17 protein-coding genes and 2 pseudogenes are annotated in these 23,413 nt (G+C 34.4%); 1 reads left to right on the top strand and 18 read right to left on the bottom strand.

Annotated features, from left to right (window positions below; translation table 11 throughout):
* Positions 1-33 precede the first annotated feature (33 nt).
* The 18 genes and pseudogenes from IPH11_01775 to IPH11_01690 all read right to left on the bottom strand — a co-directional run bounded on the left by IPH11_01775 (position 34) and on the right by IPH11_01690 (position 21,760).
* A complete protein-coding gene (locus IPH11_01775) occupies positions 34-315 on the bottom strand; it encodes a hypothetical protein (GenBank protein ID MBK6912453.1) in 282 nt (93 codons plus the stop codon).
* Between the two features lie 41 nt (positions 316-356).
* Positions 357-2,181 (bottom strand): annotated as a pseudogene (gene glgP / locus IPH11_01770) (alpha-glucan family phosphorylase).
* A gap of 80 nt (positions 2,182-2,261) precedes the next feature.
* Complete coding sequence (locus tag IPH11_01765) at positions 2,262-2,753, bottom strand: hypothetical protein (protein ID MBK6912452.1); 492 nt, start codon at positions 2,751-2,753, stop codon at positions 2,262-2,264.
* 411 nt (positions 2,754-3,164) lie between these two features.
* Positions 3,165-4,118, bottom strand: coding sequence for a tetratricopeptide repeat protein (locus tag IPH11_01760; GenBank protein ID MBK6912451.1), 954 nt, complete (start codon positions 4,116-4,118; stop codon positions 3,165-3,167).
* 4 nt (positions 4,119-4,122) lie between these two features.
* A complete protein-coding gene (locus IPH11_01755; GenBank protein ID MBK6912450.1) occupies positions 4,123-4,584 on the bottom strand; it encodes a hypothetical protein in 462 nt (153 codons plus the stop codon).
* Between the two features lie 117 nt (positions 4,585-4,701).
* The gene (locus tag IPH11_01750; GenBank protein ID MBK6912449.1) at positions 4,702-5,628 is read right to left on the bottom strand and encodes a T9SS type A sorting domain-containing protein; all 927 of its coding nucleotides are present in this window, start codon (positions 5,626-5,628) and stop codon (positions 4,702-4,704) included.
* A complete protein-coding gene (locus tag IPH11_01745; GenBank protein ID MBK6912448.1) occupies positions 5,615-6,835 on the bottom strand; it encodes a hypothetical protein in 1,221 nt (406 codons plus the stop codon). The genes IPH11_01750 and IPH11_01745 overlap by 14 nt, the downstream gene beginning before the upstream one ends.
* A gap of 133 nt (positions 6,836-6,968) precedes the next feature.
* Positions 6,969-7,769 (bottom strand): prohibitin family protein, encoded by an 801-nt coding sequence (locus IPH11_01740; protein MBK6912447.1) that lies wholly within the window; start codon positions 7,767-7,769, stop codon positions 6,969-6,971.
* 305 nt (positions 7,770-8,074) lie between these two features.
* Positions 8,075-9,321, bottom strand: a pseudogene (locus IPH11_01735) (hypothetical protein).
* Positions 9,322-9,327: 6 nt separating this feature from the next.
* The gene (locus IPH11_01730; protein ID MBK6912446.1) at positions 9,328-10,698 is read right to left on the bottom strand and encodes a sigma-54-dependent Fis family transcriptional regulator; all 1,371 of its coding nucleotides are present in this window, start codon (positions 10,696-10,698) and stop codon (positions 9,328-9,330) included.
* Between the two features lie 77 nt (positions 10,699-10,775).
* The gene (locus IPH11_01725; GenBank protein ID MBK6912445.1) at positions 10,776-12,872 is read right to left on the bottom strand and encodes a HAMP domain-containing protein; all 2,097 of its coding nucleotides are present in this window, start codon (positions 12,870-12,872) and stop codon (positions 10,776-10,778) included.
* Positions 12,873-13,298: 426 nt separating this feature from the next.
* Positions 13,299-14,648, bottom strand: coding sequence for a restriction endonuclease subunit S (locus IPH11_01720; GenBank protein ID MBK6912444.1), 1,350 nt, complete (start codon positions 14,646-14,648; stop codon positions 13,299-13,301).
* 258 nt (positions 14,649-14,906) lie between these two features.
* Complete coding sequence (locus IPH11_01715) at positions 14,907-16,415, bottom strand: SAM-dependent DNA methyltransferase (GenBank protein ID MBK6912443.1); 1,509 nt, start codon at positions 16,413-16,415, stop codon at positions 14,907-14,909.
* Between the two features lie 5 nt (positions 16,416-16,420).
* The gene (locus tag IPH11_01710; protein ID MBK6912442.1) at positions 16,421-16,954 is read right to left on the bottom strand and encodes a hypothetical protein; all 534 of its coding nucleotides are present in this window, start codon (positions 16,952-16,954) and stop codon (positions 16,421-16,423) included.
* Positions 16,951-18,216 (bottom strand): hypothetical protein, encoded by a 1,266-nt coding sequence (locus IPH11_01705; GenBank protein MBK6912441.1) that lies wholly within the window; start codon positions 18,214-18,216, stop codon positions 16,951-16,953. The genes IPH11_01710 and IPH11_01705 overlap by 4 nt, the downstream gene beginning before the upstream one ends.
* Positions 18,182-18,385, bottom strand: a complete 204-nt coding sequence (locus tag IPH11_01700) for a hypothetical protein (GenBank protein ID MBK6912440.1) — start codon at positions 18,383-18,385, stop codon at positions 18,182-18,184. Before IPH11_01700 ends, IPH11_01705 begins: the two co-directional genes overlap by 35 nt.
* A gap of 55 nt (positions 18,386-18,440) precedes the next feature.
* The gene (locus IPH11_01695) at positions 18,441-18,863 is read right to left on the bottom strand and encodes an endonuclease domain-containing protein (protein ID MBK6912439.1); all 423 of its coding nucleotides are present in this window, start codon (positions 18,861-18,863) and stop codon (positions 18,441-18,443) included.
* 152 nt (positions 18,864-19,015) lie between these two features.
* The gene (locus IPH11_01690) at positions 19,016-21,760 is read right to left on the bottom strand and encodes a DEAD/DEAH box helicase family protein (GenBank protein MBK6912438.1); all 2,745 of its coding nucleotides are present in this window, start codon (positions 21,758-21,760) and stop codon (positions 19,016-19,018) included.
* A gap of 1,042 nt (positions 21,761-22,802) precedes the next feature.
* Between IPH11_01690 and purN the strand changes: the two genes are divergently transcribed.
* Positions 22,803-23,408, top strand: a complete 606-nt coding sequence (gene purN, locus IPH11_01685) for a phosphoribosylglycinamide formyltransferase (GenBank protein ID MBK6912437.1) — start codon at positions 22,803-22,805, stop codon at positions 23,406-23,408.
* Positions 23,409-23,413 lie beyond the last annotated feature (5 nt).

Here is a 23,413-nt window from a genome sequence, read left to right as displayed (position 1 = left end):
CGATACACAGTGATTATAATTCCTAAAGCAAAATCATCTATTTCCATCAATCACTGAAAAATCTAAAATCATAGCTAATTTAAAATCCTCTCTAGCTCCTTCTATATCACCAAGATTAATCTTAACAGTTCCTCTGCTAAAAAAACATGTTGCATCTTTTGAGTACATTTGTATTGCTTTGGTATAATCTTCTATTGCTTCCTTATATTTTCCGATATCGGCTTTTAATGTTCCTCTCTTTTTATATTCAAGAACATTAAAGGGATTTATAGATATTGCTCTGGTACAGTTTACAATTGCATCTGTTTCTTCCATTTTGGAACTCGCTATATTTTTATAAGAAAATATTTGTCTAATTAATATGCATTTAAAACATACTGTTGAACCATACGATGCGTATTAAAAAACGAAGCATTGATAGCTATAGAATGACGCATCATATTAATCCAATACTCTCTGCCGTTATAAAAAGTAGGAATTATTGCAAACTCTAACTTATCATATAAAGAGCCGGCGTCCTGCTGGTCGTTGCTTTGCGTATTCTGAGGAGTACCGATTGACCATCCTGTAATGTCCTCAATGCATCCTTCAATCCACCACCCATCTAAAATGCTTAAGGAAGGAACGCCATTATGTGCGGCTTTCATACCTGATGTGCCGGATGCTTCCTGTGGTTTGCGCGGCGTATTAAGCCATAAATCAACACCAGAAATTAATAGTTTAGCCAACTCCATATCGTAATTTTCAAGGTAAACAACTTTTATTTTGCCTTCCAATCGTTTCGATGCTGTAATTATTCTCATTATCAAATCTTTGCCCATCCCATCCAGAGGATGAGCCTTACCAGAAAAGATAAATTGAATTTTACCTGCATCATTGGCGATTTTTATCAGCCTGTCAATATCAGAAAAAATCAAATCAGCCCTTTTATAAGAGGCAGCCCTTCTTGCAAATCCTATTGTGAGGGTATTATAATCCATTTCACTGCCGGTCTTTTCATTAATATAATCAATAAATCCGTTCTTTGCTTCCTGATGAGCCTTCCATATCTTATCTCCCGGGATGCTCAAGGCATAACGTAGGCTAAAAGAATCGTTCTTCCAATCGGGAATATATTTATCGTATAACATTTTGAAGCTATCGCAAACCCAAGTGAAAGAATGTACGCCATTAGTTATAGACTCTATTGAGTATTCGGGAAACATCGATCGAGAAACTTCACCGTGTTTTTTGCAACACCATTTATGTATTTACTCAGATTTAAGGCTAGAAAAGTCATATTCAGTTGTTCTTCACCACATAGCATCTTAAGAACATCCGAAGGCAAAAATCCTCTTAATGCATTGTTTACTAAATCGTAAGGAAACTGATCGTGCCCCGCTGGAACTGGAGTATGAGTTGTAAATACACAAAGCTCCCTTACTGCTTCAAAATCTAATTTTGAATCTTTGTTTCTTTTCATTTCATTTAATAATTCTAGAGTTAGAAAAGAAGCATGTCCTTCATTCATATGATATTTTTTAATTCCTGTATATCCCAGACTATGAAGCATACGCACGCCGCCAATACCTAAGACAAGCTCTTGCAACAATCTATACCACTGATTCCCGCCGTAAAGAAAATCGTTAAGCCCCTTATCATATTCGCTGTTTTCTTCTAAGTCCGTATCTAAAAAAATTATTGGTATAGAATAACCACTTACACCTACCATATCATACTGCCAGGCGCTGATAAATATATCTCTGTTTTCTATTTTGATACTGACTTTATTAGATAATGGTTTTAAAAATCTTTGCGGTTCCATTGGACAGGCAATTCCTGCTGGATTCCTTGAGCATCCAATTTTTGGATAAAATAACCTTTTTCATATAAAAGAGTAACCGCTACCAGCGGAACTTTTAGATCTGCACAGGATTTTATAAAATCTCCGGCTAAAATACCCAGGCCGCCGCTATAAGTTGGAATTGAAGAATCAATTCCAATTTCCATAGAAAAATAGGCAATCCTTCTTTGCTTTATTTCCTCATTATGATACGATGTGTGTCTGTGCTTCAAATATTTATCCGGAGAATTCTTAAATTCATTTTTACATAAATTTGAGCAGAAATAAAATATCTTTCCCTTGAATTCATATTTAAATTCTTCTTTTGCAATCATTCCGCAAACTGGGTCTTTAACCATTTTCATTCTCGTTTTTTAATCAACTTTTTTTCGTAAACGCTTGGAAACAATAATTTTTTCTCCGCACTCCGATACTTTCCTTAAAATGAATTAAGCGGGATGCTCAATGAAAGCATCGCAGTTTTATGCTGCTCATCGTAGCATAACGAGATATTCTGATTATATCGTTCAGCCGAATACCCCGCATCAAATGCGCTAATTATCTTTACTACTACGTATCCCGCCACCAAATAATAGAATTGGGTCCGTTCTGTTGAGGTCCATGAAGGGCGATAATCTGAGTCATGGTAATTTGAATAATTATGCATTCCCCCTGACCAGCCATTGCGTCCGAGCAAAACGGCTGCTGGTATAAAAAGGATAAGTTCTGCAGTTGTGTAGAGAATTCCACGTTCCCAATTGCCGATGTAAAAATTTCCTAAATCAAAAGGCAACGGTTGAATCGAAAGCAGCGCAGCCGTTGCAGGGTCTTTTCTATTACCATTGTTCACTGCACCGCCGTGATGTTGAGAGAAGCCATTGCTGGATGTTAGAACAAGCAACAGCGCAATAAAAAAAACAATTCGTTTCATTGTAATCTCCTTGAATATAGAGTTTAGTACTTAGTTAGTATGTTCTTAAAAATATCTGAACATAAAGAGTATTATTATTATAATTACACCGGCACTAATGCAGCTCAATTAATTAGCTTTTGTAAGCAATTAATGATGCTAAGATTTATGCTCTGATTCATTAGTCGAATTCTTCATCATATCGTGTTTCATCTTACTACTTTCACCGTTAATCATGTTCATCATCATTTCATACATTTCAGGATTACCCATCATCGTTTTATACATCTCCATCATTGCCTTCTTTACATTTTTTCATCATCATATTCATCATTTCGATCCTCATAATGAAATCTTATCCATACATTTTTCCCAATACAAATCCGATTTAATGTAAGCGCAATCTTTTCCGGATAATACCTCGAAGAAAGTTTACTTATTTAAAGAACTACCCAAATACATATTTAAGGGCGAAGCACTTTCAAAAAAACCAGGATTCCGATTTAATAATTTTTCTGCAATTGAGAAGGCTTCACTCGATTTGGATTTATCACCCATTATTTCATATAAATTAGCAAGCAAATAATAAGCATCTGCGTCATCAGGATATTTTTCTAATTCAATCATTACAGATTTTACAGCGTCTTTATATCTTCCTACGAGATATTCCTGATTAGCTTTAATAAGATATAACTGAGGCAGATCGGGTGAAAGTTTTTCAAGCTCCTGAATATAAAGCATAGAATTTTCCAGCTTGTTTTGACTCTGGTATAAAATGATTAGTCCTTTTCTTGCTTCAATTAAATTCGGGCTTATAACTAAAGATTTCTTAAAATAGATTTCAGCTTCATCAGTAAGATCATTTTGAAGATAGAACATCCCGAGTGCTTCAAATATCTTCCCGTTTCCAGGTTCTATTTCAGCCGCTTTATTCAAAGCAATTACTGCATTATATAATTCACCTGCTGTACCATAAACAATCCCAAGATTAAAAAGTGCAGATGCATTGTCGGGCTGAATTGTTATTGCCTTATTCAAAAAATCTTTAGCTGTATTAAAATCCATTTGGATAGAATAGATCACTCCAAGGATAATTAACGCATCCACATTCTTTATATCTAAGCTGAGAATCCTTTCATTATAAAATTTTATGGAAGGAATATTTTGCTGTGACATAGCTATTTGGGATAGGTATATTAAGGCTTTGATATCTTCGGGGGATTCTTCAAGGTAATCTATAAACACTTTTTTGGCTTCATTAAAATTGTCTTCCTGGAAATAAGCTTCACCTTGGTTAAATAAGGCTTCGGCGTTTTTATCACTCTGTGCAAACATTCCTACCGAAAAGAAGGAAAGTATAACAAGGGATAAGTATTTGTTTTTCATTTTTTTACCTTTCTTGCATGAGTTTTTGAGTTTCATCAATATTATCCATCATATTTTCGAAATTATCCATTATCTCATCCATATTATCTATCAAGTCTCCCAACATGTCTCTGAATTCGTAGTTATTAATTAGCTCTTTATCATCCATCATATATTTCATTTGCTGGGTCATATTTTTCATATCACCTGACATCTGGTCCATATATTTCATCATGGACATCATATTTTCGTGCTTCATACCTTGCATATTCTGTTGCGTCCCCATATTCTGATGTTGCTGCATCATATCATCCATGCGCTTTGATATATCATCCATTCTATTCACAACATTCTGCATTTGATTCATTTGCATATTCATTTGACCCTGCTGCTGCGTTCCGTGATCATGTTGTGCAAATAGATTTGATTGAAATGAGAAAAAAAATATACCTGCCAATAATAATTCTGCTACTTTCAATGTTTTCATTTTTATTCCATATTTATTTTTTAATAATTCCAGCCGTCGCAACAAACGTGACGGCTGGTTAATGATTTATTTTCTTATTACATCATTTGTCATTATTTATCAATATGCCATTTGGCACTATTTCAAGAGAACCATTTTCTTTGTTTCTCTGAATGCTTGTTTTCCATCAGTAGCAGTAGCCTCAATTGAATAGAAGTAAACGCCTGCGGCAATACTTCTTCCAATGGAGTTTGTGTTGAAAGTTATTTCATAATTCCCAGATTGTTTAACTCCATTTATCAATTCAGCAACAATTTGCCCATTAATATCATAAACTATAATTCTAACTTTACTTTCGTGAGGAAGTGAATAATTAATTGTCGTTGAAGGGTTAAATGGATTAGGATAATTCTGTAAAAGGACATAATTCTTTGGCAGAGTTTCTGGTTCATCATCTGCGGAACTTATTCCTTTAACCGCCTGAATAGACTTAGCCAGTACATCAATTATGAACATAGCGTTGTGCATACCTTCGCTTCCATCATTAGTAACCAATTGGTAGTTCCAATATGCTTTTTTAGTGCTTAAGTCATTTATATCACGTATCAATTCCCAAGAGATAGAATCTATTCCAACCGGAGGCAAGGCAATTCTCAAATTGCTTTCAAGCCCTTCTACTTCTTCAGGAATGCTGCCTATTGTTCCGTTATTATCATAATCTTCAGCAGCAATAAAATCATCCCAACTGGTTATAATCCCGTGACAGCTTGTACACCCAGTTGTGTGGTAATAATTGTTTTCTTCATTGTGAAGATTCCAGGTGTGATCGCCTACCAGATCACGATTGACATTTCCAGTATCGGGTGTCGCAACCATGTGGCAGTCGACGCAAGCGTTTGTTACAGCGAATTTATGCGGGCTAGATAGAAAAGGAGAATCGAATTCCGCAGCATTCTGTCCCAAAAAAACATCCGTCTGAGGTGATTCGTGAGGTCCCCAATATGCTGAAGTAAGGTTTGTTTGAACATAAGTAATATTATCTCTTCTGGATTTATGGCAATTCATACATGTTTGGCCCCCTACCTCCCTCGGTGTAGCGATAACCATTCCCCAATGTATCGGAGCCAGCCGGTGTAAATCTTAAAGAATATTCGTTACTGTTACCATGGGGATCGTGGCAAACTGCACAGGTGATCATCTTCTGATTTGCTTGTATCATCTCAGTTGTATTTGTAGCCTGCTCTTTGGTAAAATTAACAAAGCCTTGACCGTCATGGCATCTGATACAATTATTCAAGTCATTTGTTTGAGATTCAGAACCTTGTGCAAATGAACTTGACCAAACAAGGTTTGAGTGCAATGAATTCTCCCACTGAGCAACTTTGTTTTGACTCGCAGGATTATCATGACATTGAGCACAATTTCCTGCGTCAATGGAAATTTGAATCATGTCAGTATTTCCACCATTAAATGCATGCTCACTTCCTGGTCCGTGGCAGCTTTCGCACCCAATGGTTGCAAGATTAGCTAAGTCGGGATAATCTGTTTTAAGCGAATCCCATTTACCTGGACTTGGTGGTCCTTGCCATACCCAACCCAGTGCAGCAGCCATATCATCAAAACCGCCGTTATTAGTTGCAATGTATTTATCAGTTCCGGTGGTGTGGCAGTTAAAACACGAAGTGCCATAATTAGAAGGACCTTGGGTAATCATTAGCTTAAACATCTGTGCGTGACCGGAAACCTGCCAGCGATCAAACATTTCAGAAAATTCCGGCGATGACTGATGACAAGTCATACATTTCGGGAACTGACCTGATATACCCTCGAAATTTCCTACCCCTATAAAATCCGCAGCGTAAATTGTCTTAGTTGTATCGTCCGTACCGCCTGATGTTGTAATTGTTAACTTTATTATATATGGACCTTTTACCTCAGGTCTGAATTGCACCCATATAGGATTAATAATTTCAAGAGCAATATTGGAACCGGGCGGTTGCGATAACACTTCAAATACAGCTGAATTTATAGGTTCAATATTACCAATATTTTTTGCAGATAGATAAACATAAGTTCCATTAGGAACATTATTCAATCCGGAAGAAACCGAATTAGTATTTATACCCAATGTTTGAAGTTTGTAGGGAGAAACAGCTTCTGTAACTATATTTGCTATTTGTGCGAATGTAGAAGTCATTCCTGCAATCAGAAAGATTATTATAGCTAAAGAGCCTTTGTTGATTCCCCACATGGAAGAAGCAATCTTATTCATAACAAACTCCGTATTTATTTTTAAATGATACCAACCGTGGCAATAAGAGAGGCGGTTGGTTTATGATTTATTTAAGGTAGGGCGCAATGTTTTACGGATTGCGTCCTGCAAAAATTTTGTAAACACCGCACTATTACTTTTTCTCCATTCCCGTCTCAAGAATAATGGGAATACCATTGACACCTACGGGCACAAAATAGAAAGACGAATTACCACTTTTAGCTAATTCCTTCTGAATATCAAGAGCGCGATATTGTAAATAGGTCGGGGTCAGCGTGCTGTCAATTATTTTCTGAGCCGTCTGTTGACCTTTTGCCTCGATGATTTTGATTGTAGCATCTTTCTCGGCAATCTTTAGCTCGTATTCCTTCTGCAGCAGTTTCTGTTCAGTTGCAAGTTTTAGATCTGCAGCCTGTTTAACTAGTTCAGGATAGTCTACATGCTTGATTTCTACAGCATCCAGTTCAAGATGCTTGTTCTTAAGGTTCTCTTTGAGCTGAGCTAAGATCGCATTTTGAATCTTGAGGCTCTCCTTCGGTATATCCGTGTAACTGTACTGAGAGAATACCGCTCTTGCGATAGAACGAAATTGCTGTTGAACAACTTCAGTGTAATACTCTTGACCAATCTCGTTATGTAATAAATACAACTCATAGGGGATAGGTCGTAGCCGAAGAGCAACCTCTACCTCCATATGTAGATCGTCTAGTGAAAGAATGTCAACCTTCTCACTCTGTGTTTTCCATCGGACGTCATACAAAATGACACTATTCCATACCCAAGCCCACTTGAACTCGTTACTGTAAACTGTAGTATCCACACCACTATAGTGTCCCCAATAGAGTCCCTCGTAACCGTCAGGAATTGTTGTTCCACAGCCTACCGTCAAAACTATTGCAAGCAGGCTAATGACAATCAATGATTGTGCTTTCATTGTTTTTTCTCCTTCGAGTAAAATTTTACTTCTGCTATGTTCTACTAAGTGAACAATTTCTTACAGAAGTTTTTGTTTTTACTTAATTTTTTATATGAAAGTATAATGCCAAAGTGAATTATTGTATTATTGAAATGAAATAGAACTTTTTAGGCTAGATTTTTAGAAGGAGATTTTAAGGAGTTTAAATATTTTTAAAACTCTTAAATTTTTTTTGGAGAGCGTATAATCTTTTTTAAAGTAAATGAAGATAAATTTATTATTCTAAACAGGGAAGAAATTTATTTCTTTGGCGATGGAGAATTTCATACAGACTTTGCAATCTTTTCCATAATAAAATGTGTGTCGCCAAATTTGCATATTGCATCACAATTTGCTCTCAGTTCAGAAAACAAAATATATTTTAAAGGGACAGATATTTTTTTTATTGAAGGTCTGCTGAGCTGTAAAATAACATCCCTTTCCCTGCTGTCGGGGATAATTATATAAAATACTTCATCCCCGTCTGCAATTGAGTAAGCCAAATCTGTTAGTCTTAAAATCCCCGAATATATACTTGTGCTTTTTTCTACTTCGAAAGCTCCAACAATATTGTTAGTGTCTTTTTTAAACCAAAGAACATCAACCAATTGAATTGTATTTAGAGTTTCTTTATCTACTGAAATAATTGGGAATGTATTCAAACATAGGAATGAAAATTTTGAATCTATGTAAGATTTCGATAAATCATTTCTGGCACAAATTACATCATATCCCAGAGCTTTCCCTATTTTTAGTAAATGATATTGCATTTCGGAATGCAAGCTTTCTTCTTTCTTTTCTTCAATAATTTCTTTTTGTCGTTTATGAAAAAGCGATTCTAACTTTTTTCGTTCATCATCTGTAATATATTCATCACTTCCCACTAAAAGTCTTTGTGTCCCAATTTCATATAATAATCCCGCAAACGCTCCCAAATCAAGAGAAAATTCTTGTTGATACATCTTATTAGTTTCAACTATTACTTCCCGGATTTTTAAATAGTCCTCCCAAGAACCTAGTTTCTTTTTATCCTTGAATAAATAATTGAACCCTTTAATAATTGCCGTGTTAAATGGAGGAATAAATGTCGGATGAAGAAAATATAAAATACTGGCTACTGCCGGACCAAGACCTTTAATTTTACAAGTGTCTATTTTGATTATTTCTTTAATTACTTGTTCTTCTTTTGCAGCGCAGAGAACATTTCCCAGGAATTGACCAAAGGTTATTTTATTATTTTCATTTTCGTAAATATCAGGAATTCTCAACTTTGGTTTCCAGTAAAAAGGATGTGCCGCCCCTTCAAAAACTTGTTTCTGTTCAGTAATGCAAGTTAGAACAAATTCAAGCGAACTACCTTTAAAATCATTGCCAAATTTTTTTGTTTGATGTCTTCAACTACTTGTATTACACCTCGCCTGATGGAGCGAAAGGCTTTTAGTCTATCCTCATTATTGATAAACCAGGTGTTATAAACTGATTCCTTGTCATCTTTATATTGTTTAATGATAGAGTTAAAATTTATTTCCATATTCAATCAGGCTTTGTCCTCAAACGGTGAGAGTTTATAAGTCTCAATTTTACTGTAAAGAGTGGGTAAAGATATACCTAAAAGTTTGTGCGCTTTATTCTTATCCCATTGAACAGCATCGAGAATATTTTTTATATGATTTCTTTCATTTTCTGACAGGGTTATAAAATTTACTCCTTCATTTATCTCGCCAGTTTCCGGTTTTCGGAGCAAAATATTTTCTTTGTTTAATACATCATCACTGGAAAGCACAACTGCCTGCATTAAAGTATTTTCTAATTCACGAACATTTCCGACCCAGTAATGATTTTGCAGCATTTCCATAACTTCGTCAGGAACTTTAGTAACATTTTTGTGAAGTTCTTTATTAATTTTTGTAAGAAAATGACTGACTAAAAGAGGAATATCTTCAAGCCGTTCACGAAGTGGAGGAAGATTTATCGATACTACTTTTAACCTGAAGTATAAATCCTCTCGAAATTTTCCTTCCTGAACAAGCTTGTGCAAATCTTTATTAGTGGCGGCAATAATTCTTGCTTTCATCGGGATTAAAGTTTCACCTCCCACTCGTTCAAATTCTTTCTGCTGCAGCAACCTAAGCAATTGCACTTGAAGGTTGGGAGATATTTCGGAAATTTCATCAAGAAAAATTGTCCCTTTCTCTGCTAACTCAAACTTTCCTTTTTTATCTCTTATCGAACCGGTGAATGCACCTTTTACATGTCCAAACAATTCGCTTTCTAATAAAGATTCAGTTAGTGCTGTGCAGTTAACAGGAATAAAGGGATTATCTTTCGTAATTCCGCTGTAGTGAATGGCTCTGGCAACTAATTCTTTTCCAGTACCGCTTTCGCCTTCGATTAATACAGTTACCCGGCTTGATGATGTCTGTCCGATTTTTTTGTAAACCTTTTTCATGGATGATGATTTACCAATTAAAGTATTCTCTAATTTGTATTCATCAGATTCATCAAGAATAAAAGAAGAAAGCTTTTCGCTCATCCTTTTATTTTCAAGAGCACGATTTATAGTAATTTTTAGTTTATCAATTTCGCGAGGCTTTTCTATATAATCGTATGCGCCTTGCTGCATCGCTTTAACAGTACTGTGCATATCATCAAAAGCGGTAATCATAATTACGTGAATATGACTGTCAATTTCTTTTACTCTTTTTAAAACTTCAAATCCGTCCGCCTCAGGCATTTTTATATCAGTGATTACTAAGTCGGGCAGTTCAGATTTTGCAATTTCAATTCCTTGAATTCCGTTCTCTGCCGAATAGACTTCATAATTCAATTTTTTCAGATAGCTCGAAAGGGTTTTTCGAATTGATTGGTCATCATCAATTACTAAAATTTTATCTTTTGTGTTTTGCATTTTATTTTCAGTCAAAACTCATTCCCTTCTGCAAAAAATTTTACTACTATTATTCTCTGATTGCCTGATTGGTAATATTATTTCAAAAACAGTTTTCCCGGTTTGGATGATAAAGGTCGAATTGTTCCTTTATGTTGTTCAATTATTTTTTGCGCTACCGATAATCCAAGCCCGGTTCCGGATGATTTAGTTGTGAAAAATGGTTCGAATATTTTCGCGCCGGCAGTTATTCCCGTGCCGTTATCTGAGACTAAGATTTTAATATTATTAAGTGCTTCATCAACCGAAGATGTTAATTCTATTCTACCATTATTACCCACCGCTTCTATCGAATTATCAATTAAATTTAAAAATACTTGCATTAATTTATATTCATCAGCAGTTAACTCAATTCTATCAATGTTGTTAATAAAAGAAATATTTTTTGTTTTTAGTTTGTTGAGCAATTGAGATTTAATATTCTCAATCATATCGAAAAGATCAAACAATGAATAATCCAATTCCATTTGTCTTGAAAACTGCAAAACATCTTTTACCAAATTATTCATTCTGTTTATTTCGGTTTGAATAATTGTAAGGTATTCTTTTTCAGATTCATTCAACTTTAATTCTTCTGCAATAATATCAGCATTCATTTTAATGGAGGTTAAAGGAGTTTTAATTTCGTGTGCAAGTACAGCAGCCATCTTTCCAAGTGCGGCAAGCTTTTCGGATTTAACTAATTGTTCCTCTAATTTTTTTTGTTCGGTTATGTCTACTTCAATAAATAAAAACCCATTGAATTTACTACCGGTTGTTGAGGGAGTGACAGATATTAAAAGAAATTTTTCGGCATAATTTAATTCCCCTCTAAACTTTGAATACAACTGGAGTTCATTTTTAATCATATTAAAATATTCATTAAAATCATCTTTAAATTGAACGTCCACTATACTCTTATTTAATATTTCACTTCTGTCTTTTTCAACTATTTCCGAAAACTGAGGATTAGCCTCGATAATTCTGAATCCTTCATCAACTATTGCAATTGCAGTGGAAGATTCTTCGAAGGCATTCAGTAAAAGGGAAATTCTGTTTTCTCTTTTTATCAACTCGGCTGAATTATTTTGTAAAGTTTCAGACATATTATTAAAAGCTTTTGTCAAATCACCAAATTCATCATTAGACGAAAAATCAATCATTGTACCGTAGTTGCCTTTTTCTATTTCAAGAGCATTATTCTTCAGCTTGTTTAATGGATTTGAGATGATTTTTATTATCACGAAGGCGATACTTACACTTACTATTAATCCACCAAATACACTTATTGCAAAAAACTTATAAAGCTCTTTGTTACTTTCAGGTTGAAAAATAAATCTGATTAGAGGTACTTGCACCAATAGAATTATTATTGGTACAAGAATCAAAGCGCTTAAGATAATTTTCTTTGTTATACTGAAATTATGGATTCTTTTCATCGAGGCTTGGAACATATCATATCTGCTTACAGCTACTGATGTGAAAAGGATTACGCCGACTAAAAATGAGAGGGGACTGATTTCAACCAGATAGTAAAATCCAAGATACCAGGGCAGAAACAAACCGAACACAAAAGAAGCAAGGTTTGTAATTATCAAACCTAAAAACAGTAATAGTATTTGTTTTTTTTGATTGGCATTTCTTTCGGAATAAAATCTTTTGAGAAGCCAATAAAAATTAAGTGCAACTAAGAATGCATACCATAATAAAAATATTGGATAAGATGAAGAATAGTGCACGCTGAACATAGTATGATGGGCAGAGGATTCCTCAATAAAATATCCACTCCATAGAAATCCTAAAAGTAATATCGAAGGAAGAATTAACAACAAGCTTCTGATAATTCCTAATTTTTGGGGATGTGGAAAATTCCAGGTAAAGAATGTTATTGTTAATATTATCAAGAGAAGAAAAGAGTGGCATGAGCGATCTAATATTGTTACATCGGAAGAATGCATTATCAAAAAATGAAATGCGTGTGATATTAAATAACCAATTACAAGTAATAAAATAAGGATGAACAAACGACTCTTGATTGATTCTCGGTTCCGGGAATAAATGATAATGATTAATCCTAAAGCAGCAATAATTGTAGCAAGCAAAAAGATGGATTGCGTAAAATCAAGTTCTAATATTGAATGTGTAAGCAGTACCATAATGTCTTCAAATTATTTTTAAATGCTTAAAATAAATTTAAGCTAATTAAAATACCTTAAATCAACACTCTATTTATCTACTATTTTTCTAAATTATTATTGGGATAAGTAAAATGTTTTTTATAAAAAGTCTAATACAAATTAAAGCATTATGGCAGTAAAATGAAAAGCAATAGTAATAAACTTCAGTATCCAATTTGTGGTAAAAAAATAATCCGAACAAATTTTATGCAAAAAATAAATATTGGAATGAAATTTATTATTTATGCTGCCCGTTTATTTAGTCTTATTTCACCTTTTGGATCTTGATCTTTTGATTCAACCAGTCGCCATCATTCATTAACCCGGCTTTACCGGCAACTTCATCCAAAGATTTGACCTGTCAGCTGTTTGGGAAACTGCACATTATATAACTCCGAACTCACTCTAAATCTCTCTCTTGAAAAGAGAGAGTCTTGTTATCATTATAAAACTTTCAATTATTTCCTCTGACATCATACAAAATGTTGCGACAGCAAAACCAATAATCCCTTCTCTTCGAAGTCGAAGATCTCGATTTCGGGAAGAAGGGTACGCGATGAGTTCACACCAACTCCCCTTTAAATGCTTTTGCATTAAGCTTTGAAAAAGATTTCCTAACTCCTGCTCTGATTGTTTTTGTTTTTCTTTTAATGCATCTGTTTTGTTTACTATCTCTGCAAATTGTTGCTGGAGAGAAATATGAGGTAAAATTATTGGCAAACCACCTAAACCTTTTGTATTAATGTTGAATTGTCCTGCTGTTGTTGAACACTTACTTCTAATTACATTTCTATAATCTGAATTGCCTAACAAATAAACTAAAAACATTGAGTTTACATTTTCTTTTCTAACTATTGCTCGAATAAGGTAAGATGCAAATACGTATTTACCAGTTAAATTGTATAATGCGCATCGTCCAACAAAATCAGGGTTACCATTTGTTCGAACAAACAAAATGTCATTGATATTAAGAACTAATGAATGCATTTCTTTCTCTGAAAGCTTAACATTCTTCAAATCACTTAAGTCAAGAACTCCTTGAATGATATTAGGAATCCTAAGTACTGGAATACCATCCAGAGAAGATTTTATTGAAGTTCCATACTGAAACTTCTCAACTAGTTGATCGAATGATTTTATCTCCCACCCTTTCGGATTCTTCACCGGATCTCCAAACATTTCTATAAAGACTGATTGCAAAAATTCATCTGTTAGTTTGTTTGCTTCTTTGCGTTTTTGTTTTGCTTTGTCTGCCTGTTCTAATATTTCAGCAATTTGTTTTTGGATTTGGAGTGGTGGGAATGGCACACTAATCTTTGAGACAGTATCTAAACTAATTGAAGGATAGCTTTCATCTTTAATTAATCTACTTGGTTTAAAAAAACCCAGCCAATGAGCCAAATATTTTGAATCTAAGTTTTCATTAGGTTGAATCACAGCAAGATGCGAAACGACATAAGCAGATGACTTTAAAACAATAACACGATCTTTCATTGAAGACATTCCACTTTTAGCAAAAAGGATACATCCTTCTAAGAAAAGTTTTAAATGATGTTTTTTCGCTTTCTCTTCTTCAATTTTTTCTAATTGATCGTAGTTACTTCCATTCATTAAATTTTCTAATGAACCTGCCCGAATAAAAGGATAACCTTTATCTGAAAAGTTTTCATCACCCTGAGGAGCACCTTGTCCAGCAGTAATAGAAGCAACCTCACCTAAAGATTTAATCTGCCAGTTGTTTGGTAAGCTACTCATATTTGTCTCTCAGGGAACTCATCCCCAGCCCTTCTCTTGCAAAGAGATGGGAGTAAAACAAGAACACAAAAGTTATATTTTGCCAGTTGTTATTAACCAAAGTAAATCTCCGAACTCACTCTAATCTGTCTCTTAAAAAGAGAGAGACTTATTTTCATTATAAAACATCTCATTTATTCTTCTGTCAGCATATAAAATGTAAAGTCATCTTTTCTAATAAGCCCTTCCCTTTGCAAGGGAAGGGTTGGGATTAGTTCCTTATTTACCTAAGTATTTCTTTATCTCAGAAATATCTTTGGCAATTTCTGTCTCATACTTCAAAACCTTTTCCATTATCACGTCAGGTTTTTCATAAACAACTTCTTCATACTCCACAGCTTTGTACCTGGAGATTGAGAGATCGTATTTATTGGCTTTAATATCCTTAACATCAACAACAACTATTTTCTTATTCCCCTCTCGAGAGGGGTTAGGGGTGTGTCTATTCTGCCACTGTTTAATAATATCGGGTATATCATTCTTATCGGATTTATTTCGCTTATCATCAAGAGTAAATCCATCACCTTCCATATCGTAGAACCAAACATTATCAGTAATGCCACCTTTCTGGAAAACTACAATTGCAGTTGATACACCTGCATATGGTTTGAATACTCCTGAAGGCATAGAGATAATACCTTCGAGCTTACATTTATCAATCAGGATTTTACGTACATCAATGTGGGCGGTGCTTGTTCCAAACAATACTCCATCGGGAACGATAACTGCTGCTCTTCCACCTGTTACAAGCAGATCGTAAATCAACTCAACAAAAAGAAGTTCAGTCTTTTTAGTTTTGGTTTTAAATCTTGGGTTTACGTCTGTTTCATCGATTGAACCTTTAAACGGCGGATTAGCTAAAACAATATCGTATATCTCTTTATCATTGTATGACTTAGAAAGTGTATCTGTGTATCTAATGTTTGGATTATCAATTCCGTGAAGCATTAAGTTCATAGCACCGATACGTGTCATAGTAGAATCAAAATCATAACCAGTAAGTGCGTGGGTCTTTAGAAATTTAAAAAGCTTTTTATCAGTAATCTTGTCACCGATTAAATGATGCGGTATTCCCTCTTGATCATAATCAAGAACATCTTTGCTTGTATTCTGTTCCAGTATGTGCATATAGGCGTTGAATAAAAAACCCGAAGTACCGCAGGCTGGATCACAAACCCTATCACCGATTTTAGGATCAACAAGTTTAACCATCATTCTAATGATGTGGCGCGGAGTTCTGAACTGTCCATTCTTGCCAGCAGTTGCAAGTTGTCCGAGAAGATATTCATAAAGATCACCTTGAACATCGATATTTTGCTCAGTGATATGAAGATCATCAATTATACTTACTGCTTCCTGTAATAAAGAAGCTTTTGGCAAAGCAAAATATGCGTCCTGCATATGCTGTGTAAATGTGCTCGTTTCAGAACCAAGATTACGAAGGAATTCAAAAACTGTATCGCGAATATGTTTTAACATCTGATCGCCGGGTAATTGCGACCAATAAGACCATCTGCATTTTTCATTACCCTTGAATACGGAAATGAATTTTTCGTTTCGTCTCTTTGCCATTGCAGCATTTGTATTATCATTATCCTCAAGCCGTTTTAGGAATATCAGATAAGACATTTGTTCAATAGCAGTAAGTGGATTTGATATTCCACCAGACCAGAACTTGTCCCAGAGTGCATCTATTTTTTGTTTTAGTGTTGTGGAGTTGGTGAGCATGGGAATTATAAATAGAATTTTTTGTTATATAATTTTCTTGATAATAGGTCAATGAAATATTTAAGTGTATTGAAGTTTGTTTCCGCGGATTGAATATCTATAAAAGCCGATTTACTTTTTTTAGGATGCATTATACTATCTCGTAGATCTTTACTAAACTTGTAATTTTGCCAGTATATCTGCGATTTATCTATTTTAGAATCCGTAAATTTCCTGAGTAGAAATTCTAATTTATTTTCAGTTGTTTCATATTTATCAATTCTACTAACTACAAACTCACCGTTTTTTAGTTCAACTTTTTTTTCTTTTAAAAAACCAGACTCTGAAACAGATAAGCTTGTACTTGTTTCAGCAAAATCATCACAAGTTTTATTGATCCATCCTTCGAATGCCGCCCAAGATACAATTACACTTGCTCTAGAGTACCTTTCAGATATATTATCATTAGCATTATTTATTTTAGCCTGATTAAGAAAGAATTTACTGTCCTCAAACAATGAAAAAATTAAATCAACGACTTTATAACTTTTTTTAATCATTTTACTTTTGCCATTTTTTTCTTGGCTTCTTCCGCCAGCGATTGAGTTAGAAATGTCGATACAGCTGCATCAATAAGGTTTGGAGTAAGAGAATTTTCTTGCTTTTCCGAATACAATAAAAACAGTTGTATTAATTTACCACGTTCCTTTTTATCAGTTCGCGTGCCTAAGCCCCTATAAGTTTTAGGGTCGGATTGATGCTTATATTCAGACATTTCTTTTGCGGATAGTGGATTAGTGCTCTTCGTTTTATCAGGTAGTTTAAAGACTTTTTCTAATCTCTTCCGATCTGTTTGGAGTATACCGGCCACATATGCCCAAGCAGAAATTATACTTGGGGTTAGGGCCTTAGTCCTAAATTCAGCAGTTTTTGAAAGTTCAGCATCCTTCTTCACTTTATCAATTTGCTTTTTATGAAGTCTTGTAAATTGCTCACCCGCTTCCAATAATTTAGAATCATTTAGATTAGATATCCTCTTTGCTCTGTCCCAATTGAGGTAAACATCGTTAACTTCATTTCCAATTAGACTACTATATACTCGATTCTCGATTACATTTTGAGAGGCACCTAAGAAATAGTTCACAACAAAAGTTCGTGCAAGTCTTGCTGTTATAATACCTTCATTATTTTTCTTTTCAGCAAAATCTTTAGAAAGCAAACCTATTTTTTTGCACCACTTCCTAAGCTCTGGTCCTATTACAGTCTCTTGCATCCTATCTAATAAATCTAATGGGACATTAATATTCGCATTCGAGACGTGTGCAATTTCGTTACGCTGAGTAACAGAGAGAGCAAAATAAACTCTAAATCCGTGATATCGGTTAAGACCTTGTTTTATAGACTCCTCTATCGACAGAGACCTATGTTGTCCTCCATAAATTTTTAATGGTTTTTCTGGACGATGACTATTTGGTATGTATTCCACTATAATATCATTAAACTGCCGACCGTTTTTAGCATCATCTTGCATTTTTAAGAATAACTTGTGAAGAGGGAGAAACTCTCGATTCGCTTTAATTTCATCTTGCTCGTCGGGATCCAGAGATGCTTCATAGTCAAGTTTGTCTTTAACTGTCAAAGCTGAGATATGGCAATCGATATAATATGCCTCACTTTTTCCATCTTGAAATAGGGTGAATGGAGTATTAAACTCACTTTCAAGAGTTTCAATGGATTCTCTATAATCATCAATCAATGATTGAATGGGCTTAGGTGGTTGTTTCGCTTCAGGTGCTAAAATAAATATGGTGTTTTTTTTCATCTTTAAGCACTCCAATAATATTTTTTTCTACTAGTTTCCTTGTCAATTCAACCAACTCGTTCACATCTTCTTGTGTAAACAATTTATCAACTGCATTACTTCCAAAGTTTGTAAATGGGTTCGAACTCACTCTAATCTCTCTCTTGCCAAGAGAGAGACTTGTTGTCAATATAAAACTTTTTATTAATTGTTCTGTCAGCATATACGATTTTCTGTCATGTTCTCTAATAAGCCCTTCTCTTACTAAGAGAAGGGCTGGGATGAGTTAATAATTCTTCTGTTATTTTTCCCAAAACAGCATTGATATTTCCTTCAACCTCATTATTCTTAAACCTTATTACTTTTAATCCAAGCCTGTCTAATATAAGTGTTCTTTCAATATCTTCTGTCAATCTATATTTATGATACTCACCATCGAGTTCAATTATTAATTTTTCTTCATAACAATAAAAGTCAGCTACAAAAAAAGATTCTCTGCCGGTCAAATCATAAAATATCGGATACTGCCTGTAAAATTTTTTATTCAATAATTGTCTGTTCCTTAACTGTTCCCAAAGTTTTTCTTCTGAATCCGTAGCTCGTTTTCTTAAATCTCTGCAAACAACCTTTGCAACTTCAACTAATTTTTTTCTGCTATTTAAGCTCATTTTTAACTCACTCCAACCTCTCTCTTAGTAAGAGAGAGGCTTATAATCAATTTAAAACGTAACATCAATTTCTCCTGTCGGCAAATAAAATATAAAGTCATTACCACTAACAAGTCCCTCTCTTTATAAGAGAGGGATTTAGGGTGAGTTCCTTAAGCCACCAATTTCTTAGTTAACACTACCAATTCATTTACATCATCTTCAGTAAATAATTTATCAACTGCATTACTTCCAAAGTTTGTGAAGGGTTCTTCGTATAGATCTGCCGGTTCAAGTTTTCTTCTTTGAACAAATACATTCTGCACTGCCCTTAAGAAACGAGATTGATCTGCATTGTAATTGTGTTCAAGTATGAAAGCATCAAAAGCTTTTTTAACAACATCTTCATAACTTGGTATCTTCTCAATGTTTAATGCGTGCTTTAAGAAATCAACAAAGCTGCCAACTTTAACTCCATAAGCTTTTAACATATTTTCTTCATCAAGAGAAATATCTTCTACTTTTAATTCTTTGCTAAGTGTAAGTTCAAGATCAAGCAGGTCATCAATACCAAGAGCTTCACCCTTTTTAAGTTTTATAATTGCAGGATGCTTTTCTGCAAGTTCAAGTATCTTTGCCTCAACTCGTTTTCTATATTCTTCAATGTAAACTTTCTGGTTATCTTTTCTGAGTATTACCCAGCGGCGTGATTCAATAATATCATCAAGTCCAAGTTCAATAACCAAAGAAGGTCTTGGCATTTTGTATTTCATTATCGGAGCGAGAGTTTCTTTAGTTTCATCAATCTTAGTGAGGTTAGCTTCCTGCCAGAATTTATTGGTTAATAAATCATTTATAACACGGATATGTTGAGCAACCTGCGCAAGGTTTGTTGGCAACATCGAAACATCTTCTTTGATTGAATCAATTGCAGTAGCCAAATCTTTTCTTTGCAGGAAGTTCAGTCCAAGTCTTTCCATCTTGCTAATAAAGAAAGCTTCATCGTTATTCATTCCCGGAACAAATCTTAAAAGCGGCGCAACTTTTAATCTTAGAAATTCGATCTTATCGCGAGTAATAAAATTCCAGAAATCATTTTGCCAGGCATCCTTAACATCTTTATACACCTTATGCACCGAGAATGAATCGAGAGGAATATCTGTTATATCAGAACGTAAGTTATTTATAATACGTTTTGCATCATCACTTTCCTGATCACCTAAAAACATTTGGAGTTTAGCCAGACGAGTATTGAAAATTGTAACTCTTATCGGAACCTGTTTATTAGTATCATCAATCTTAACTTGCTCAAAGTTCTGCCAGTAGTCTATAATTAAAAAGCTTTCCTTAATACCGTTTGGTAGCCAGTCATAAACTTTACAAGCTTCGTGGCTTCTTGTACCTCTGCCAATCATCTGCCAGAATTTAATCTGAGAGTTAACAGGTTTCATAAAAGCAAGATTAACTATCTCGGGGATGTCAACTCCGGTATCAAGCATATCAACAGAGATTGCAATCCGGGGCATATCTTCTTTCTTGAATTTTTCAAGCAGTACGTCTGCCCTTTCCATTTTGGAATCAATAACCTGAACGAGATTAGGAAATTGCGGGAACATTTCGTTGAATGTCTCTGACAATCTCATTGCGTGGTTATGGGTAACTGCAAAGACAATTGTCTTACCTGGGTATTGTCCTGATTTATCTTTCAAACAATTATCCATAAACTCTTCCCACTGGGCACGAAGAGTATCTTTGTTAGTTACCTTTCTTTCAAGATCAGTACCTTCAAAGTTTAGTTCATCCGGATCAATTCCATTTGAACGCAATATTGATTTTTCTTCTTCTGAGAGATCAATACCTTTAACGCCTTTTCTCTGGAACTTAGTTTGAGCAGCATACACATTAAAATCCACCAGGTATTTTTCTTTAACTGCATCATCAAAGGGATAAAGGAATGTAGGGGTCTTACCATCACAGTCAAAGAACTTAAAAGTATCACGTTCAATAAACTCAGCAGGAGTAGCAGTTAATCCTATTTGTACAGCATCGAAGTATGCAAGCACATCAGTAAACTTATTATAGATGGAACGATGGCATTCATCTGAGATAATAACATCAAAATCGGCGGGAGTAAATTTATTGTAACAAAGCTCTAGCGTCTGAAGAGTAGAAACATACACACGAGCATCAGTCGAAAGGTCATAAGTTCTAATCCTGGTTCTTGACTCATTTGGCAAGTGCTGTTTAAATCCATCAGTAAGAGCCTGAGTTACTAAACTATCCCTGTCGGCAAGGAATAAGATCTTCTGTGCAGCATTAGCCTTAAGTAAAACATCAATAAGAGCCATAATAGTACGGGTTTTTCCTGTACCTGTAGCCATTACAAGAAGAGCTTTACGTTTCATTTTAACATCAAGTGCTTCAGCTATTCGTCTTATAGCTTCAACCTGGTATGAACGATTTACAATTGATTCTTTTATCTGGATTGAGTTAAGTGGTTTACGATTCTGTTTAAGATGTAACAGTCGTTCAAGATTCTTGCGAGAGAAAAATCCGGCAACGTGTCTTTCAGCAGTGTTTTCAGAATCCCAGAAGAAAGTATCGTCACCATTGCTCATAAATGCAAATGGGCGGAACGATTGTTTCTTTTCTAACTCCTCAACATATTCAAGTACTTGCTGCTTACCTACTCTTGGATCACGACTGGTCCTTTTAGCTTCAATTACAGCAAGAATATCACCATTAGCTTTAAACAAACAGTAATCACTAAATCCAGTTACACGAGTTTTGTCATAATTCTGAACGGGGATTTCAAATCCAACCTGGGTATGATCGGCGAGGTTCCAGCCTGCTTTTGTTAGAAGCGGGTCTATAATAGAGTAACGGGTTTCTTTTTCGTTGATGTTTAAGGGGCTCAAAACATTATCTTTTCTCAAATATTAAATTATTACTTTTAAACTTAACATCATTTTTTACTTCAACTTAAATGTTTTATCCACAAAAAGGTTTATCAAACATATTTACAAAATCCGGTTGACTATTTACTACCAACCTTTGCGGGAAAAATAAAGATAGTTCAAATTGATTCAAAGAAATGATTCTGAAATAATTTTTACTAGAGATGGCAAAATTGTATATTTAAAGAGTAATTATTAATAGAAATTTATTTTTTCTGTTAAAGTTCTTTCCCTGCCTTGTTCACAATGAATTATATTGAGAACCAAAAGTATATACATTCAACATACGCTATTGATACGCTAATCATACGCTATTCTTACGCTAATGAAACGCTAATCATACGCTAATGATACGCTAATCTTACGCTGCTAATAATTATCTAAGTCGCTTCTAATCTGATGTCTTCCGTGCCATTGTTCTCAGTGATGCTTCTTAGCTCAGCACCATTGAATTGGATTGTCATTTCCCTGCAAAAATAAAATCAAAAATCTTAAGATACCTCAAAGCATTAAATTTGGTTATTTATAAAGAGAGACTCTGATGGCATTGATACAAAATTTCATTTCCGTTAAAACGGAAATCTATTAATTTCTTCCTGGATTCCCGTGGCATTGGCATGGGAATGACAAGAACTATTGATCTAAATTTTCAGAAGTCTCTAAGAATAATTATATCACTAATGTTACACATTCAATGTTGGACCCAAAAGCGGGCATTGATAATTAGTCTCTATTATGATAAAAAATTTGGTACTATTAATTTTCCCTACTAAAAATAATATTTAGCCTCCCTTAGAAGGTGTAATCGAACTGCTTAAGTAAATTCAAAAATTTTCTGAAATTAAACAGTTAAATATGCATTGTGGTTATAGTAGATATTCCTTCTCCTAATAGAAGAATAAATAGTAAAAAATAAATAAAATCTTTGAAAAAGGTTATAATTCATTGCTTATTGTATTTCAATTAAGTAATTTTGATCACTTTTAATTCGTAAAAATAATTAGTGAAAATATCCGTTTTTGTATCCGGCAGAGGTTCTAACCTAAATGCAATTATCAATTCCGCAGAATTAAAGAATAAAGTTGAAGTTGCTTTAATCATCAGCGATAAAGTTTTTTGTCCGGCGTTTGAAATAGCAAAAAATAATTCTATTCCTCATTACACTTTAGGAACCAAGCAGGGGGGAGTAGCGATTGATGAACTTTTAAATTTGTTCGACCAAAACAATATTGAGTTAATTGTTCTTGCAGGCTATCTTAAAATTGTTCCAATTGAAATAACAAACAGTTACAAGAATCGAATTATTAATATTCATCCGGCATTGCTTCCTTCATTTGGTGGGAAGGGGATGTATGGAATGAAAGTTCACATAGCAGTGTTTGATTCATCTTGCAAAGTATCGGGAGCTACCGTTCACTTTGTTGATGAATCTTATGATACTGGAAAAATTATTGCTCAAAGATGTGTTGATATTTCGGATGTTAAATCTCCGGAAGAAATAGCAGCACGTGTTTTAGAAGTTGAACACCAACTATTACCGAATGTAATAAAAATGTTTTACGAAAATCGAATCCGTTTTGAGAACGGAAGAGTTCAAGTAACTTATTGATAAAA

The sequence above is a fragment of the Ignavibacteriales bacterium genome, assembly GCA_016709155.1.
Classification (GTDB): Bacteria; Bacteroidota; Ignavibacteria; order Ignavibacteriales; family Ignavibacteriaceae; genus JADJEI01.
This window is presented reverse-complemented; position numbering and strand designations above follow the sequence as displayed.